16 protein-coding genes and 2 tRNA genes are annotated in these 16,214 nt (G+C 37.4%); 10 read left to right on the forward strand and 8 right to left on the reverse strand.

The window, feature by feature from the left end; translation table 11 throughout:
• The 5 genes from BUF11_RS23415 to trmB form a co-directional block, all read right to left on the reverse strand.
• Positions 1 to 463 (reverse strand): DUF6273 domain-containing protein (locus BUF11_RS23415; protein ID WP_073591295.1); only part of this gene is annotated, 463 nt, incomplete at its 3' end.
• A 424-nt stretch (positions 464 to 887) separates the two neighbouring features.
• Positions 888 to 960 (reverse strand) — tRNA-Lys (locus BUF11_RS23420).
• Between the two features lie 226 nt (positions 961 to 1,186).
• The gene (gene trxA, locus BUF11_RS23425) at positions 1,187 to 1,504 is read right to left on the reverse strand and encodes a thioredoxin (RefSeq protein ID WP_073591296.1); all 318 of its coding nucleotides are present in this window, start codon (positions 1,502 to 1,504) and stop codon (positions 1,187 to 1,189) included.
• Positions 1,505 to 1,529: 25 nt separating this feature from the next.
• Complete coding sequence (locus BUF11_RS24570; RefSeq protein ID WP_175562142.1) at positions 1,530 to 1,676, reverse strand: hypothetical protein; 147 nt, start codon at positions 1,674 to 1,676, stop codon at positions 1,530 to 1,532.
• Between the two features lie 77 nt (positions 1,677 to 1,753).
• Entirely contained in the window at positions 1,754 to 2,401 is a 648-nt protein-coding gene (gene trmB, locus BUF11_RS23430; RefSeq protein ID WP_073591297.1) for a tRNA (guanosine(46)-N7)-methyltransferase TrmB, read from the reverse strand.
• A gap of 421 nt (positions 2,402 to 2,822) precedes the next feature.
• On the opposite strand from trmB, the gene BUF11_RS23435 reads away from it, so the two are divergent.
• The 10 genes from BUF11_RS23435 (at position 2,823) to BUF11_RS23480 (ending at position 13,252) form a co-directional block, all read left to right on the forward strand.
• Entirely contained in the window at positions 2,823 to 3,134 is a 312-nt protein-coding gene (locus BUF11_RS23435) for a hypothetical protein (protein ID WP_073591298.1), read from the forward strand.
• 25 nt (positions 3,135 to 3,159) lie between these two features.
• A complete protein-coding gene (locus BUF11_RS23440; RefSeq protein WP_073591299.1) occupies positions 3,160 to 4,194 on the forward strand; it encodes a V-type ATPase subunit in 1,035 nt (344 codons plus the stop codon).
• Between the two features lie 16 nt (positions 4,195 to 4,210).
• A complete protein-coding gene (locus tag BUF11_RS23445; protein ID WP_073591300.1) occupies positions 4,211 to 6,112 on the forward strand; it encodes a V-type ATP synthase subunit I in 1,902 nt (633 codons plus the stop codon).
• Positions 6,113 to 6,138: 26 nt separating this feature from the next.
• Positions 6,139 to 6,561 (forward strand): ATP synthase subunit C, encoded by a 423-nt coding sequence (locus BUF11_RS23450; RefSeq protein WP_073591301.1) that lies wholly within the window; start codon positions 6,139 to 6,141, stop codon positions 6,559 to 6,561.
• An 88-nt stretch (positions 6,562 to 6,649) separates the two neighbouring features.
• Positions 6,650 to 6,958, forward strand: coding sequence for a V-type ATP synthase subunit F (locus BUF11_RS23455; RefSeq protein ID WP_073591302.1), 309 nt, complete (start codon positions 6,650 to 6,652; stop codon positions 6,956 to 6,958).
• A gap of 12 nt (positions 6,959 to 6,970) precedes the next feature.
• Positions 6,971 to 7,540, forward strand: a complete 570-nt coding sequence (locus BUF11_RS23460; RefSeq protein ID WP_073591303.1) for a V-type ATP synthase subunit E — start codon at positions 6,971 to 6,973, stop codon at positions 7,538 to 7,540.
• Positions 7,541 to 7,618: 78 nt separating this feature from the next.
• Positions 7,619 to 9,385, forward strand: coding sequence for a V-type ATP synthase subunit A (locus BUF11_RS23465; RefSeq protein ID WP_073591304.1), 1,767 nt, complete (start codon positions 7,619 to 7,621; stop codon positions 9,383 to 9,385).
• Between the two features lie 14 nt (positions 9,386 to 9,399).
• Positions 9,400 to 10,785: a V-type ATP synthase subunit B gene (locus tag BUF11_RS23470; protein WP_073591305.1), complete on the forward strand. Its 1,386-nt coding sequence runs from the start codon at positions 9,400 to 9,402 to the stop codon at positions 10,783 to 10,785.
• A 59-nt stretch (positions 10,786 to 10,844) separates the two neighbouring features.
• Complete coding sequence (locus tag BUF11_RS23475; protein ID WP_073591306.1) at positions 10,845 to 11,462, forward strand: V-type ATP synthase subunit D; 618 nt, start codon at positions 10,845 to 10,847, stop codon at positions 11,460 to 11,462.
• Between the two features lie 329 nt (positions 11,463 to 11,791).
• On the forward strand, positions 11,792 to 13,252 hold the full coding sequence (locus tag BUF11_RS23480; RefSeq protein WP_073591307.1) for a D-alanyl-D-alanine carboxypeptidase family protein: 1,461 nt from the start codon (positions 11,792 to 11,794) through the stop codon (positions 13,250 to 13,252).
• 51 nt (positions 13,253 to 13,303) lie between these two features.
• Here the strand turns inward: BUF11_RS23480 and BUF11_RS23485 are convergent.
• From BUF11_RS23485 to BUF11_RS23495, 3 genes are all read right to left on the reverse strand, one after another.
• Positions 13,304 to 13,377 (reverse strand) — tRNA-Arg (locus BUF11_RS23485).
• 100 nt (positions 13,378 to 13,477) lie between these two features.
• On the reverse strand, positions 13,478 to 14,374 hold the full coding sequence (locus BUF11_RS23490; RefSeq protein WP_073591308.1) for a DUF3881 family protein: 897 nt from the start codon (positions 14,372 to 14,374) through the stop codon (positions 13,478 to 13,480).
• A 407-nt stretch (positions 14,375 to 14,781) separates the two neighbouring features.
• Positions 14,782 to 15,858 carry an HD-GYP domain-containing protein gene (locus BUF11_RS23495; protein WP_073591309.1) on the reverse strand — a complete coding sequence of 359 codons (1,077 nt, stop codon included), beginning with the start codon at positions 15,856 to 15,858 and terminating at the stop codon, positions 14,782 to 14,784.
• Positions 15,859 to 16,214 lie beyond the last annotated feature (356 nt).

The following is a 16,214-nucleotide window of genomic DNA, read 5'->3' on the forward strand; positions in this document are numbered from 1 at the left end:
ACCGAAGCCACCACCACCATACATACCCATCGAATGTCGATCTTCGCTTGTTGTTGTTTTGGTCTTTCCTTTGAAACCAGTATCGTTGTTTGGCGCTGCGGTTTTCAAGGTTTTTACTGCTGTCACCGAAATATTTACACACTACTTCTTCAATGCTTAGAAGAAATATGTAATCCCAAGTATCTTCTCCGCCTCTTGAACCGTACCACTGATTGTCGTGGTTTTTGTTCAATGCCGGAATGATTCTTGACTGTTCGGCCGCGGTGAATTTGTTATAAAACTCACTGTTAAGATATTTTCTTAGCGAGCAGTCAGCCCATGTCACATCACCAGCGCAATTATTATAGGGGTGTTGTTCGATCATGTCTTCAGTTATAATTAAGGCCGCATTGCCTTGTATATCAAGAATGCGCCAATGATAACCGCCAAATGGCACAACCCCGCCGATATTAAACTCCCTCATTCTCTTTCTCCTCGTGTAATATAAATTTTCTGTAGTTCTGTTTCAATGCGCCTGCAAGAGCAAATGCTCATTATCTTCGCGACAAATTCTGATTTGTCGTTGATTTGCATCAATTGTCTTTAACTATACGTTCTTTATGTAATTTTAAATTAAAATAGATAACTTTACCATCCCTCAAATACTATTTTTAAAAAACCCAAACCTTATTTTAATCTATTCCAGATTATAATATAAACTTAAGTATCCATTAAATACATATTTTCCAATCACTTTCTACTATATTAAAAAGCCCCCTTCATCCAATCTTTATTTTATAACCGACAAAATCATCTCTCCGACCTATCCAGTACCGACTTGCCATTCCGTACATAACAAAAAAGCCCTAACCCAGCAACTCTTACGTTTGCCAAACTAGGACTCAAAATGCGCCTCCAGGGGCTCGAACCCTGGACACCCTGATTAAGAGTCAGGTGCTCTACCAACTGAGCTAGAAGCGCTTATCTTGTTATTTGCTTGTTCGTATTTCCCGAACGCAAAAATGATTATATAATATCTATAAACAAATTGCAAGTATTTTTTTAAACTTTTTTAATTTTTATTTTTATTCTTTACAAAAGCTTTATTTTTCTACAATATTTACCCAATTTCATTCTCAAACCCGGCGTATAATATCGTATTATCAAACAGTGCCCTTCTGCAAACGAGAAAGGCACTGAGGATTGACTATTTTAATTTTTCAATTTTGTCGGTTAACTGCCCCTTTGGTACTGCACCAACTACGGTGTCTACAACTTCACCATCTTTAATAAATAAAAGAGTCGGAATCGACATAACTCTATATTTGCTGCTTACATTAGGTGCTTCATCCACATTGAGCTTACCTACCTTAACAGTTCCTTCATAATTCTCTGCAAGTTCTTCGATAATCGGAGCCATCATCTTACAGGGTCCGCACCAGTCTGCATAAAAATCCACGATTACCGGAACCTGGGATTTTAAAACCTCCTGCTCAAAATTATCATCTGTAAATTTGTGCGCCATATTAATTTCCTCCTTCGTTTATCTGCTATTTCCCATTACCTTTCTTTTTTAAACCCTTTCCCAAAATACCGTTTATTTCATCCAGGGAATTTTTCATCTGAAGCGCCCTTTTATTAAGTTCCATGTTGCCGCCAAATGACTTTGCTAATTGGGATTTTATTGTCTTCTTCATTTATAACCCTCTATCCAGGTTTCATATATTAGTATATGCATTTTTTTACGAATTGTACAGGGGTAATAAAAGCTTCTCTAATTCTGTTTTTTCTGCTGTATTACCATCCTGTGAATAGGGTTCCCAAGTGCAGAGAACTTTTCTTCATACTCTGTCATAACATTCCCTTCCATGTATTCACTGTTATGCAGATCATACGTATAATTCTTAATCTCCCATCCTGCAATTTCTGCTTCTTCCAAAGAAAAATCAAAGAGTTCCCGGTTGTCTGTCTTAAAGATAACTTCTCCGTTTTTCTTTAGCAGTTTTTCATATCTTGCAAGAAATTCTTTTGAGGTCAGCCTTCTTTTGGCATGTCTGTCCTTGGGCCAGGGATCTGAAAAATTCAAATAAATTCTATCCACTTCCTCTTTATCAAACACATCATTTATATATTCCGCATCCAGCCTCACAAAATATAGGTTTGGTAAAAAAAGCTCTTTTCTCTTTTCAATCCCTCTGATTAGGACACTGGAATATTTTTCGATACCCAAATAATTAATACCTGGGTTTTCTCCGGCAAGACAGCATATAAACTTCCCTTTTCCCATACCGATTTCTATATGAATGGGGTTATCGTTTTGAAAAAACTCGTTCCACTTTCCTTTATACTGTTCCGAATCCTGAACAACATATTCATTCTGCGCTATTTCCTCCCTGGAACCACGCACATTTCTTAGTCTCATATTTCATCTCCTACAAAATAACAAATTAATATTTTTTACGACTTAATTCTTATTGAAATTTTTGCTAATTCATTATATCATACAGATAAAGAATAACAAGTGGATTCTATATTGATTATCGGAAGTTGGAATTAAATAGTTATAATAGAGTGAGTTTTTAAAAATTTTTTTCAATTATATTTAATTAATTTTTAATAATTTCTCGAAATTTGTACATTTTAACGATAGCATTTTTAAATTTCTGTAGTATTATATAGCTGTGTTCCAGCTTAAAATAGGAGTCTTTTTAACTATTTTGATTTAGCAATAAAGCCACAGCTTTATATTTTTTCAAGGTTAATTCTATCCGGCCTACATTTATTACATATGCTGTGTATATTATGTGTATGCCAAACAGAAAATAAACGCAAGGAGGTTTAACATGGAAAATGTAATTGGTCTTTTACACGACATTGAAGAAAAAGCAAATCTTATCATTGCACGTGCCAACGACGAAAAAGTGAAATTACAGGAAGCCTTAAAGAATGATCTGGAAAAGTTGGATAAAGACGTAGCTGATAGCACTAACGCAAAACTTCTTGTATTAAAGAATCAGGTAAACAAGGAATTAGCCGCCGAAAAAGAAGCTATTACAAAAGATTGGGAAAAGCAAATTTCCGACCTGGAAGCTAATTATACTAGGAACCATGATTTTTATGTTGAAAAGATTATGCAGGAAATCATAAGTGAATAAATAATTAGTTGCAGGGAGGTTTGTTATGAGCAATTTATTAGTCTATAGCGGGATTGTTACAAAGACCAGAGCCCTGGAGGCAAAAACCGTAAAAAATACAGAGTATCAGTCAATAGCAGACTTTGAATCTATCGTCGATTTAATTGCATACCTAAAGTCCCATCCCGGTTATAATGAAATCTTTGCCGGAATTGATGAGAACCTCATTCATAGGGGCCAGGTTGAAAGTATGATAAACAACTGCCTGTATAAAGACTTTTCAAAACTGTACAGTTTTTCAAATCCCGACCAGAAAAAGGTGTTAGATATTGTCTTTCTCCGCTATGAAGTAAACATATTAAAATACTGCATGCATATGGTTTATAACCAGCACAGACAATACGATCTGGATATTATAACCGCTTTCTTTAATAAACATTCTAAGGTTGACATTGCTTCACTTGTCTCTTCAAAATCTATGGATGAATATGTGGAGCATCTAAAAGGAAGCGATTATCATTTTGTACTGACCAGCATTCAGAAAACGGATATAACCTCCTTTGATTATGAAATGAAGCTTGATATCCAGTATTTTATGAAAGCCTGGAAGCTAAAAGACCAAATATTATCCGGCGATAACTTAAAGTATGTTACTGCTACCTTAGGGCTTGAGATTGATCTATTGAATATCATGTGGCTATACCGCTCCAAGAAATTTTATAACCTTCAGGTAAAGGATGCATACGCCTATGTTATCCCGATAACTTACAAACTGAAGAAGGATAAGTTAATAAAACTGATGGAAACCTCCACCATTGATGAGTTCAGCGGGGTATTAAAGGCAACTCCTTATGAGTTTATGATTCCTTCTCTCGCAAATGGAACAGTTGAAAAGGTATATCAGAAAACCCTATATAAAGCCTATAAGCATTACAATGATAAATACCCGAATTCCATGGCACCCATCAGTTATTATTTGTATCTTAAGAGGACAGAAATTGACAGGCTTACATCCGCACTGGAATGTATCCGTTATAAACTGGACCCTCAGGATACATTAAAATACATCACAATTACTTGAATCGGAGGTGCAATAATTGATTGAAAAGATGAGATTTATCACCATTACCGGTCCAAGGACTGAGTTTGACAGAGTAGTAAGTATATATCTCAATAAATATGAGATTCATCTGGAAAACGCCCTGTCAGAACTTAGTTCCGTTCAAGATTTAAAACCTTTCGTTGAAGCAAATCCCTATAAGGATATACATTCGAAAGCTCTTGAATTGGCAGAACGGTTTAACAATAATCGACCTGAAAATCCCATTAAAATGACCCTTTCTGAAGCTTCAGCTATTATATTGTCTGCTTCCAGGGAAATGGAAGATCTGACTGCCGGGAAGAAAAAGCTTGCAGCCGAAAGAGAACATTTATTGGAACTTCAGAAGAAAATTGAACCTTTCCGCCATCTGGACTATGAAATTGATAAGATTTTGGCTTTCAAATTCATCAAATACCGGTTTGGACGAATTTCCCACGAATATTATACCAAGTTCTCCAAATTTGTATACGAAAGCTTAACCACTTTATTTGTGGAATGCCAAAAAGATCCAGACTATGTCTGGGGGGTATATTTTGTTCCTGAAGCCGAAGCTGATAAGACGGATACCATTTATTCCTCACTTCATTTTGAGAATATATCCATTACTTCAGAATATGAAGGAACGCCGGAGCAGGCATATAACGCCCTCGCTAAAAAGCTGGAAGAAAACCAGGCAAAGACCGACAGTATCAATGCTGAAATGACCAATCGTTTAAGCAGCCGCTCTGACCAGATTCTTAATGCCCACGAAACAATATGTGTATATTCCAATAATTTCGAGGTCCGGAAAATGGCCGCCTGTACTACAGTTTCCAAAAGAAACACCTTTTACTTTATACTCTGTGGATGGATAGAGGAAACTAGTGTAGAAGCTTTGATCCGTGATATTAACAAAGACAAAAACATTTACTGCATGGTAGAAAAAGATATCGCTAATGTTTCTACAAAGCCTCCCACAAAACTTAAAAATCCAAAAATATTTCAGCCCTTTGAAATGTTTATTAAAATGTATGGCTTGCCTGCCTATAATGAAATGGACCCTACATTTTTTGTAGCCATTACTTATCCCATTATTTTTGGTATCATGTTCGGCGATGTAGGACAGGGTTTATGCCTTGCCATCATCGGTGCATTAATTTATCGGTATAAAAAAATACCACTGGCGGCCATTATTTCATCATCCGGTATCTGTTCTACTATCATGGGCTTTCTGTATGGCAGTGTTTTTGGATTTGAAAATATCCTGCCCCATATATGGTTAAATCCTATGGAAAATGTCATGACCGTGTTGTTCACTGCCGTAGCTTTTGGCTCCACAATAATTATTATCACCATGCTGATAAATATTATAAACGGAATAAGGACAAAAGATATTGAAAAGATTTTCTTTGATAACAACGGTGTTGCGGGACTTGTATTCTATTCCATGGTTATTGTATGTGCTGTACTTATAGCAACCGGCCATCCGATGCCAGCAGGCGTTTTGCTTGCAGTTTTCCTTGGTATTCCCCTGATTCTTATTTTCTTAAGAGAGCCTCTTACTCATCTTATAAAAAGGAAACCGGAGATATTGCCGAAAGATAAAGGAATGTTTTTCGTAGAATCATTCTTTGAATTATTTGAAATTGTTTTAAGCTACCTTACAAATTCTATTTCCTTTCTGCGTGTTGGTGCCTTTGCAATCAGTCATGCAGCGATGATGGGTGTCGTAATGTTACTGGCAGGCGCCCAATCAGGAAACCCTAATATATTGGCTGTAATTATCGGTAATATTTTCGTAGCGGGCATGGAAGGCCTTGTTGTTGGTATCCAGGTTCTGCGTCTTGAATATTATGAGATGTTCAGCCGGTTTTATACGGGAACAGGAAAAGGATTTAAGCCATATAAAAGTAAATAATAGTATAATTTAAGGAGGAACATATTATGACAATGACAGCAAAAATGATTTTAGTAGTAGCTTTGGTATTAAGTATCGTTATTCCCTTTGGAGCATTCTTACTTAGTGAAAAGAAAAAAGGTAATTTTAAAGCATCTGTAATCGCAAACTCACTTTTCTTTTTTGGTACATTAGTAATCGCACACATCTTGTTATTCACCGGTAAGGTATCCGCCGCTGAGGCAAATGAAGCTGCTAATGCATCTGCAGAAGGCTGGAGATATATGGCTGCCGCTCTTGCAACCGGCTTATCCTGTATCGGTGGTGGTATTGCCGTTGCATCCGCTGCCTCTGCCGCTTTAGGTGCTATGAGTGAAGATTCCAGTATTTTCGGTAAAGCGCTTATCATGGTAGCTCTTGCAGAAGGTATCGCACTCTACGGATTAATCGTATCTTTCTCTATTTTATAATAAAAAATATGACAAGAAGGAGTGTGAAATAGCCTTTTCACACTCCTTCGCATAAGGCTTTTCTCTTACTAATTAAGGAGGTAACTGTATGCGTATGTTTCTTATCAGTGATAATGTTGACACCTACACGGGAATGCGCCTTACAGGCGTGGACGGAGTTATCATACATTCAAAAAAGCATTTAAAAGAACAACTGGATAACGCGCTTGCAGATAAGACCATCGGTGTTCTTCTGATTACAGAAAAACTCAGCCGTGAGTTCCCTGATATTATAAATGATGTAAAATTAAACCGAAAGCTTCCGCTGATTGTTGAAATTCCTGACCGTCATGGAACAGGAAGAAAACCTGATTTTATTACTTCCTATGTAAATGAAGCAATTGGAATAAAATTGTAAAGGGAGATGTCTATGAATTTAGATGAGAAATTAGAACAATTTTATAATTCTGCTATGGAAAGTGCCACCAATCAGAATATTGAAATAATAGAAGAATATCAGAAATCTTTGCAGCAGATATATAGCGAGCACAAAGAAGAGGAATTAAGAAAATCAGAAGCTACTTACCGCGCTGAATCTGAAAAACTGCTTCGCGAAAAAAACAAAGAAGTTGCCAGTGAATTAATTACCCTCAAAAGAAAATTGAGTGACCGCTCACAGGAACTTAAAACCAATCTGTACGAGGATGTATCTGCCAAGCTGCAGGGATACATCAAAACCTCTGATTATAAAGACCTTTTGGTTAAGCAGATAAAGTCTGCAAAAGAATTCGCAGGTCAGGATAAGATTATAATTTACATTAATCCTACTGATGCTGACCTTAAAGCCTCCTTAGAAGCCTTGACAGGTGCCGAATTAACCATAAGCAATCGCGATTTTATAGGAGGAACCAGAGCTGTTATTCAGGAAAAGAGCATTTTAATAGATAATTCATTTCTGACCAGAATGGAAGAATCCAAGAATAAATTCGCTGTAAATTAATCTTTTTTGGTTAATTTATGAGCCAGTCTTATAACTTTAAAATGCCATATGAAAGAAGAAAGGGGAGTTATCTCCATTATGAATATAACAGGAAAAATATACGGAATTAACGGACCAATTGTATATGTGGCAGGCAATCAGGGCTTTAAAATGGGCGAAATGGTTCTTGTTGGCAAGGAAAAGTTGGTTGGAGAAGTAATTGGTCTTACAAAGGACCGTACCACTATTCAGGTATATGAAGAAACCACCGGCATGAAGCCCGGCGAGCTAGTATATTCAACCGGTGCTGCTATTTCCGTAACTTTAGCACCTGGTATTATCAGTAATATCTTTGACGGTATTGAGCGTCCCTTAACAGAAATCGCAAAAATCTCCGGAGCCTATATATCCAGAGGTGTAAGTGTTGACGCCCTTGACAGTCAAAAACTTTGGGATGTACATGTAACGGTAAAGGAAGGGGATAAAGTATACGGAGGCACTATTATTGCCGAAGTTCCTGAAACCCGCGCTATCCTGCATAAATCCATGGTGCCTCCCGGTACCGACGGCGTTGTAATAAAAGCCGTAAAAGACGGACAATACACCATAAGTGATACCATTATTACAATCCGGACACCGGAAGGTGAAGAAAAAGATATAACCTTAACACAGAAATGGCCCATCCGTGTTCCAAGACCCACACAGAAAAGATATCCGGCTGACCGTCCATTGATAACCGGACAGCGTATTCTTGATACACTGTTCCCCATTGCAAAAGGCGGTACTGCTGCTATTCCCGGAGGATTTGGAACCGGTAAGACCATGACACAGCATCAGCTTGCTAAATGGTCCGATGCAGATATTATCGTATATATCGGCTGTGGCGAGCGTGGAAACGAAATGACAGAAGTATTGGAAGACTTCTCAAAGTTAGTGGATCCCAAATCCGGTAATCCCCTGCTTGACAGAACAACCCTTATTGCCAATACCTCCAACATGCCGGTTGCTGCCCGTGAAGCCAGTATTTATACCGGTATTACCTTAGCGGAATATTACCGTGATATGGGTTATCATGTAGCAATCATGGCTGACTCTACTTCCCGTTGGGCAGAAGCTCTTCGTGAATTATCCGGTCGTCTTGAAGAAATGCCCGCAGAAGAAGGCTTTCCGGCTTATCTGGCCTCCAGATTATCCGCTTTCTATGAAAGAGCCGGCTTTATGCAGAATTTAAACGGAACAGAAGGAAGCGTATCCATTATCGGTGCCGTATCTCCTCAGGGCGGTGACTTCTCAGAGCCTGTTACCCAGAACACCAAGCGTTTCGTCCGCTGCTTCTGGGCACTTGATAAATCTCTTGCTTATGCAAGACATTTCCCTGCCATTCACTGGCTGACCAGTTACAGCGAGTATTTAAATGACTTAGCTCCCTGGTATACAGAAAATGTCGGAAGAGACTTTGTAGACTGCAGAAATCAGATATTAGCCCTGTTGACACAGGAAAATCAATTAAATGAAATTGTAAAGCTGATTGGAAGCGATGTACTTCCCGATGATCAAAAGCTTGTTCTTGAAATTGCAAGGGTAATACGTCTGGGCTTTGTACAGCAGAATGCTTACCATCCTTCTGATACCTATGTACCGCTTGATAAACAGCTTAAAATGATGCACACCATACTCTATCTCTATTCCAAGTCAAAACAGCTCATTGGCATGAACATGCCTATGTCCCTGTTAAAACAGGAAGATATCTTTGATAAAGTTATTTCAATAAAGTATGATATTGCAAACGACGAACTATTCAAATTTGATCACTATACAGCTATGATTGATGACTTCTATAATCGCATCATGGCCAAGAACGGTTAAGGAGGATATAAAATATGGCTATTGAATATTTAGGATTAAGCGAAATAAACGGCCCCTTAATTGCTATTGAGGGTGTACGTGATGCCTCCTATGATGAAATCGTAGAACTTACTATAAACGGAAGGAAGAAAATAGGAAGAATCGTTGAAGTATACGAAGACAAAGCAGTTATACAGGTTTTCCAGGGGACAGAGGAAATGTCTCTTAATAACACCCACACCAAGCTTACCGGCCATCCCCTGCAGGTTGCACTTTCTCCTGAAATCTTAGGCCGTGTATTTAACGGTATCGGTCAGCCTATTGATGGACTTGGCCCTATCATACCCGAGGTTATGAAGGATGTAAATGGTCTTCCCTTAAATCCCTGTACCAGAGAGTATCCAAGAAACTATATCCGTACAGGTATTTCTGCAATTGACTGTCTGACAACCCTGATCCGTGGTCAGAAGCTTCCTATCTTCTCCGGAAATGGTCTTCCTCATGACCAACTGGCAGCTCAGATCGTTAAACAGGCTTCCTTAGGTGAAAACAGCGATGAAGAATTCGCTATCGTATTTGCCGCCATGGGCGTTAAACATGATGTTGCTGATTTCTTCCGCCGTACTTTCGAGGAAAGCGGTGCTACGCCTCACGTTGTAATGTTCTTGAACCTGGCAAATGATCCTGTAGTAGAAAGATTGATTACTCCGAAGGTAGCATTAACAGCCGCAGAATATCTTGCCTTTGAAAAAGGAATGCACATTCTCGTTGTATTAACCGATATGACCTCCTTTGCAGAAGCAATGCGTGAGGTTTCCTCCTCCAAGGGCGAGATCCCCAGCAGAAAAGGTTATCCTGGTTACCTTTACAGTGAATTGGCAACCATCTATGAAAGAGCCGGTATCGTAAGGGATTGCAAAGGTTCTGTTACACAGATACCCATTCTTACAATGCCTAATGATGATATCACTCATCCTATCCCTGACCTTACAGGTTACATTACAGAAGGCCAAATTGTATTAGACCGTTCCATTTACCAAAAGAATGTATATCCTCCTATCAATATTCTTCCTTCCCTGTCACGTCTTATGAAGGATGGTATCGGTAAAGGATATACCAGAGAAGATCATCAGGACCTCGCTAACCAGTTATTTTCTTCTTATGCCCATGTAGGAGATGCAAGAGCCCTTGCCAGTGTAATTGGTGAAGATGAACTTTCTCCCATTGATAAAAAGTACTTAAAATTTGGTGCAGCTATGGAACAGGAATTCATTACCCAGGGAATGGATGAAAACCGTACAGTTATCCAAACTCTTGATTTAGGCTGGAGACTGCTTCGTATGCTTCCTAAAGAAGAGCTTGACAGAATTGATACAAAGATACTGGATAAATACTATATCTCATCAGAGGCTTCCAACTAAGTACCTCAATTAAGCAAATCCATTTGTATGGATGAAGCAGAAAGGCATGGGTGTAATATATGGATCCGAATACCTTCCCCACCAAGGGAAATCTAATATTAGCCAAAAACTCTCTTGCCTTAGCCAAACAAGGTTACGAGCTTATGGATAAGAAAAGAAATATTTTAATCCGCGAGCTTATGGAGCTGATTGATAAGGCAAGGGATATCCAGACAGAAATTGATGGAACTTTTACCAGTGCATATGCCGCTTTACAAAAAGCCAATATTGAAATGGGCATCCGAAATGTAGAAGATTTAAGCTTCACCATTCCGGAAGAAAATTCTATCGAAATCAAACAAAGAAGTATTATGGGAACTGAGATTCCTTTAGTTGATTTCAAACTGGAGGATGAAAAGCCTACCTACTCCTTCTTTAATACCAGAGTTTCTCTGGATGAAGCAACCAGCAGTTTTCGTAAAGTAAAAGAGCTTACACTGCGTCTTGCCACAATCGAGAACTCTGCTTACCGCCTGGCGGCAAGTATAAACAAAACTCAAAAACGCGCCAATGCTTTGAAAAATATAACTATTCCTCATTATATAGACCTTGTTCATGACATTCAAAATGCTCTGGAAGAAAAGGAAAGAGAAGAGTTTACAAGACTTAAAGTAATTAAAAGCTGGCGTTCAAAATAGTTCCATATTATAAATATCAAAAACGCATTATTTCTATAATAAATTATTATAGAGGTAATGCGTTTTTATTTATTTTTTCTTAACCTTTCTTTTAATACTTGATACAACCTGTGAAATCATCTATAATAGAATAATGTAAAACAAAATATCCCATTAAGTATAAAACTAACGATAAAATAGATAAAATAAATACAAGAATAAATAGCTATAGGGATTTTTCTGTCCCCTTTATAGCTTAGTGAAGTAATGCCCAAATGGAAATCAATTTTCACATTCTATTTAAGCAATATCGCCGGATGGCCTGCGATATATACGAGAAAGAGGTTATTATGAAAAAGTTACGTGTTCTTATAAGCATAAGCGCACTATGCCTGCTTATTTTAAATACATCCTTAACCAGTGTTCAGGCCCAAAGTAATAGTGCAGATAGTACTGCAGCCACTCAAAAATCTTCTGGACAGGAAGCTCTTAATATAGGAGATAAGCCCTCCATCGCATCAAAAGCAGCCATTGTAATGGAAGCCTCCACCGGCACAATCCTATATGCCAAGAATATACATGACAAGCACTACCCTGCGAGTATAACCAAAATACTGACGGCTCTGGTAGCTCTTGAAAATTCAAGCCCTGGTGAGGTTCTAACTTTTTCAAAAAATGCAATATATGATGTAGACTTAGACAGCAGCCGTATAGGAATTGATGTGGGAGAAAAGCTCACCATGGAACAAAGCCTTTATGCCGTTATGCTGGAATCCGCAAATGAAGTAGCCTATGGTGTCGCTGAGCATGTAGCTGGCAGCGTCCCCGCTTTTACTGATCTGATGAATAAAAAGGCTGCCAGTTTAGGATGTGTAGATTCTCATTTTGTCAACCCTCACGGACTGCCTGATGATAACCATTATACAAGCGCATATGATATGGCACTTATATCACGAGCTGCCATTAATAATGAAACTTTTCAAAAAATAACAGGGACCAAGACCTATGCCATTCCTCCGACAAACCTTCAGTCTGAAACAAGATATCTGGCAAATCATCACAAGATGGTCAAGGGATCCATCCCTTATGAAGGAGTAATCGGCGGAAAAACCGGATATACCCTAAAGTCCAAATATACCCTTGTAACCTTTGCAAAACGTAATGGCATGACCTTAATCAGTGTTATTATGTGCTGTGACAGTATCCCAAATGAATATGCCGATACAAAAGCTCTTCTTAATTACGGTTTTGAAAATTACAGCATTTATAATATATCCCAGGAACTGGACCCTGATAAGGAGGAATCCGATTCCTTATTTACCAAATATGCTCCGTTGTTTAGCAGAAAAACCTCTTCTTTAAAATTAAGTACAAAAGGAAGTGTTGTATTGCCTAAAGGCATCTCCTTTAAGAAGGCTGAAAAAGCAATATCCTATGTACCTGTGGAAGAAATAAAAAACGGTGATAACGTTATCGGATCCATGCGCTTTACTTATAAGAATACCTATATAGGATCTGCAGATATTCTTTATACCAAAAATACCTCTTCCTATATGCTGAATAATAATTTTATTCCTGAAACACCAAAAACTATCGTTACAAAGGGAGTTCAAATGCCTGTAGATACGAATGCAGACAAACACCGTCTGCAGATTGTGATTATATCCATAATCGTTATTGTAATTCTTATTTCCACAACCTTATATCTTATATTTATAGAACTTCCCTATAGGAAGCGCAGAAATGCCTATACGGCCAAAAAAAAGAAGTCCAAAAAACATTATTCAAAAAATGATTTCTTAGATCTTTAATAACACCCAATAAATAAGGCTGTTGAAGAATTTCTTCAACAGCCTTTATAGCGTTCCCGACACGATTTGAACGTGCGACCTATCGCTTAGGAGGCGATCGCTCTATCCTGCTGAGCTACGAGAACGTTTTTTTTATCTGCCAATTACAATCTTATTCTTAAAAAAGGCAGCAAAAACATTCTACTATTTTCGAGGCAAATAGTCAACCCCCAAAGCATAATAAAATTATAACTTAGCACTATTATAGTTAAAATCCACGTAACCCTGAAGCCATATATTCCCCTTAAATCTTCTTCCCACCAGGGGTTCCCCATATAAATCATCCTTATTAATAGCCACCTGAAAAATAACATCATTACAGGAAATGCCCAGATTGTATATCTCCTCTCCTGTAATATCATTTTTTAAAGTTTCCAGGTCAAGAATCGTTCCAAGGATAGTATAGTTATCAGACTCTGATCCATAAGGTGTAAAAGACGTTTCAACAATCGTATAAATATCCTCTACCTTGGCACGCCTTGATATCATGGCATACATATCGATATCATCTATTGTGAGGCTGTCTATTGCCTCTTGATTTCCCTTTTTCGCTTCCGATATTAACTGCCTTCTGTATTGAACCTCAGCTGAATTGCTTTTAGCCAGCTTCTCATCCCTTTCTAAAGGCAGTAAGACCTTTCCAGAAACAGAGAGTGCCGACAAAAATATAGGGTAAGGCCTGTCGAGTTGTTTTTTATCCTTTATCTCATCAAAATAATCAACAACGTTCTGCAAATAAAAAATTAAGGAAACACCTAATCTGACGTCATCGCTCATGCCTGTATATGCATCTGTATCCACCCTTTTAATAATAGATATGTCCTCTTTTGTGCTCATATATCCCCCCTTAATATAAGGGAAATAATGCTCCATATAGAATTTGCCTTCCTTATCAAACTCGCCTCTGACAGTGATACCTATTTGCTTGCTAAAGAGCTTGGTAACCTCAGCCAATGTCCTGCCATCCTGTAAAGTATAAACTCTCTTCTCAGAAGGTGCCTCTATAATTAAATTAATCAGATGTTCTAAATCCAATCTATCTTTAATGTTTGAAAAACCTATTGCTTTCAAAAAACTATGCATAATAACCTCTTTTCTGAATAATCAATCTCACTGAGTATTCACTAATACGTAGCAGTTTCCTTTTTATATCCCTTTGCTTCAGAAATGGGATATCTGGTCAGCATGTGAAACTTTATTTCACATTATACCCGTGCATACCGCAAACCTGCTTGTGGTATTGCCTGAATAAGAATGTGAAAACTTTTATTTCACATTACACCCGTGCATACCGCAAGGCTCCTTGCGATATTGCCTGAATAAGAATGTGAAAACTTTCATTTCACATTACCTCCTGCTAAATACAATAATTAGATTATCTTATTATATGGAGGTTAGCTTATTTAACATACCCATAAAAGAATAAATTCAATGAATATGAATTACTTATAACACATTTTATTAAAATTAACAAGATGTATTGTCTGGCTTTAGCAATAATCCTCTGCATCCAGCGCATCTACTATTACAACCGAAAGTTCTGCCTTTAAATCCCGTTCAACCCAAGTGTCATATCTGTTACCACTTGCATCCGTTAACATCCTTAAAACAGGTCTGGTAGGGCATTTACTGTTTTGCCTTAATACAATACCCTTTTCGCCTTCATTGGTTACAACAATCGTACCATTGGGATATGCCGCTACCAATTCAAGAAAGCAGTTAACGACTTCAAAATCAAACTTTATATTGGCTTGGCTAAGAATATAATCAAGTGTATCGTGCACCTTTAATTTTGGCATCATAAATCCATATGTCAGGCTATCAAACGTATCACATACAGCGACTATCTTGCTGCCAATCTTAATTTTATCTCCCTTTTTATGAAAAGGAAAACCTGTCCCATCATTTCTTTCATGGTGACAAAGAATGATATCCTTAGATGCTGCCGGCAGCCAACTCTCTTTTATAACAGAGGAATAGCCATAAACAACATGCTTCATTAACTCTTTCTGCTCTTCTTTGCTGCTTTTTAAATAATTAAAATTTTGATAATCAATTTTAACCAGATTATATCCCATATCATGCAAAAGGCTTCCGATAGCAATTTGTCTTACCTTTTCTCTTGTTAATTTCATCCTGAGCGCTATCAAAACAGACATAGCACTTACATTTAATGAATGTGCATATGTACTTTCACTTTTTTTACGAATACCCGAAATACTGTACAAAACATTCGGTGCATTGATAATATCACAGATAATGGTTTCGGCAATATTTTTAATTTCTTCAAGCTCTCCGTAACCCTGATAAGTATAACGGTCGATAATATCTCTTACAACTTCCTGGCATTCTTCTTTAATCTTTTCTTCGATATTTTCTTCTTCGTTTATACCCTTCGATAATTCATCTTCCACACAGATATAGCTATAGCCTAATTCTTTTAATTTCTTGGCATATTCTATCTTAACGGGGGACCCCGCTGTCATTATTATTATTCCGCTGTCCGAAATAATATCCCTCGCAAGCAATTCATGTCCCTTGATTGAATCAAGTAACACCTTTCTCATATAAGCACCTCAGGTATATACTAAAGGAATTAACCTCTTCCTTTGTATTCTATGATTAAATAATAAAATTAACTGCTATATAATACAATATCGAATAAATCCTTCTATGTCAATAAGGGTTAAAAAAAATAGTTTCTATATTTGTTAATTAAATAACAATATTGTTTTATGAGCAAATAATTTTTATGCATTATGTCGTTTTCTTGATATCTTGAAATCAGTGCTAATATCCAATTTATGCACAATGTATATTTTATTTACTGTTTGGGCATAATATTGGTTAGTAATTTATGCATCATCTACAACGCATTTGTTTGACAAAAGAATCATAATCTGATATATTGAAAATGTAAAAA

This window comes from Anaerocolumna xylanovorans DSM 12503 (assembly GCF_900143645.1).
GTDB lineage: Bacteria > Bacillota > Clostridia > Lachnospirales > Lachnospiraceae > Anaerocolumna > Anaerocolumna xylanovorans.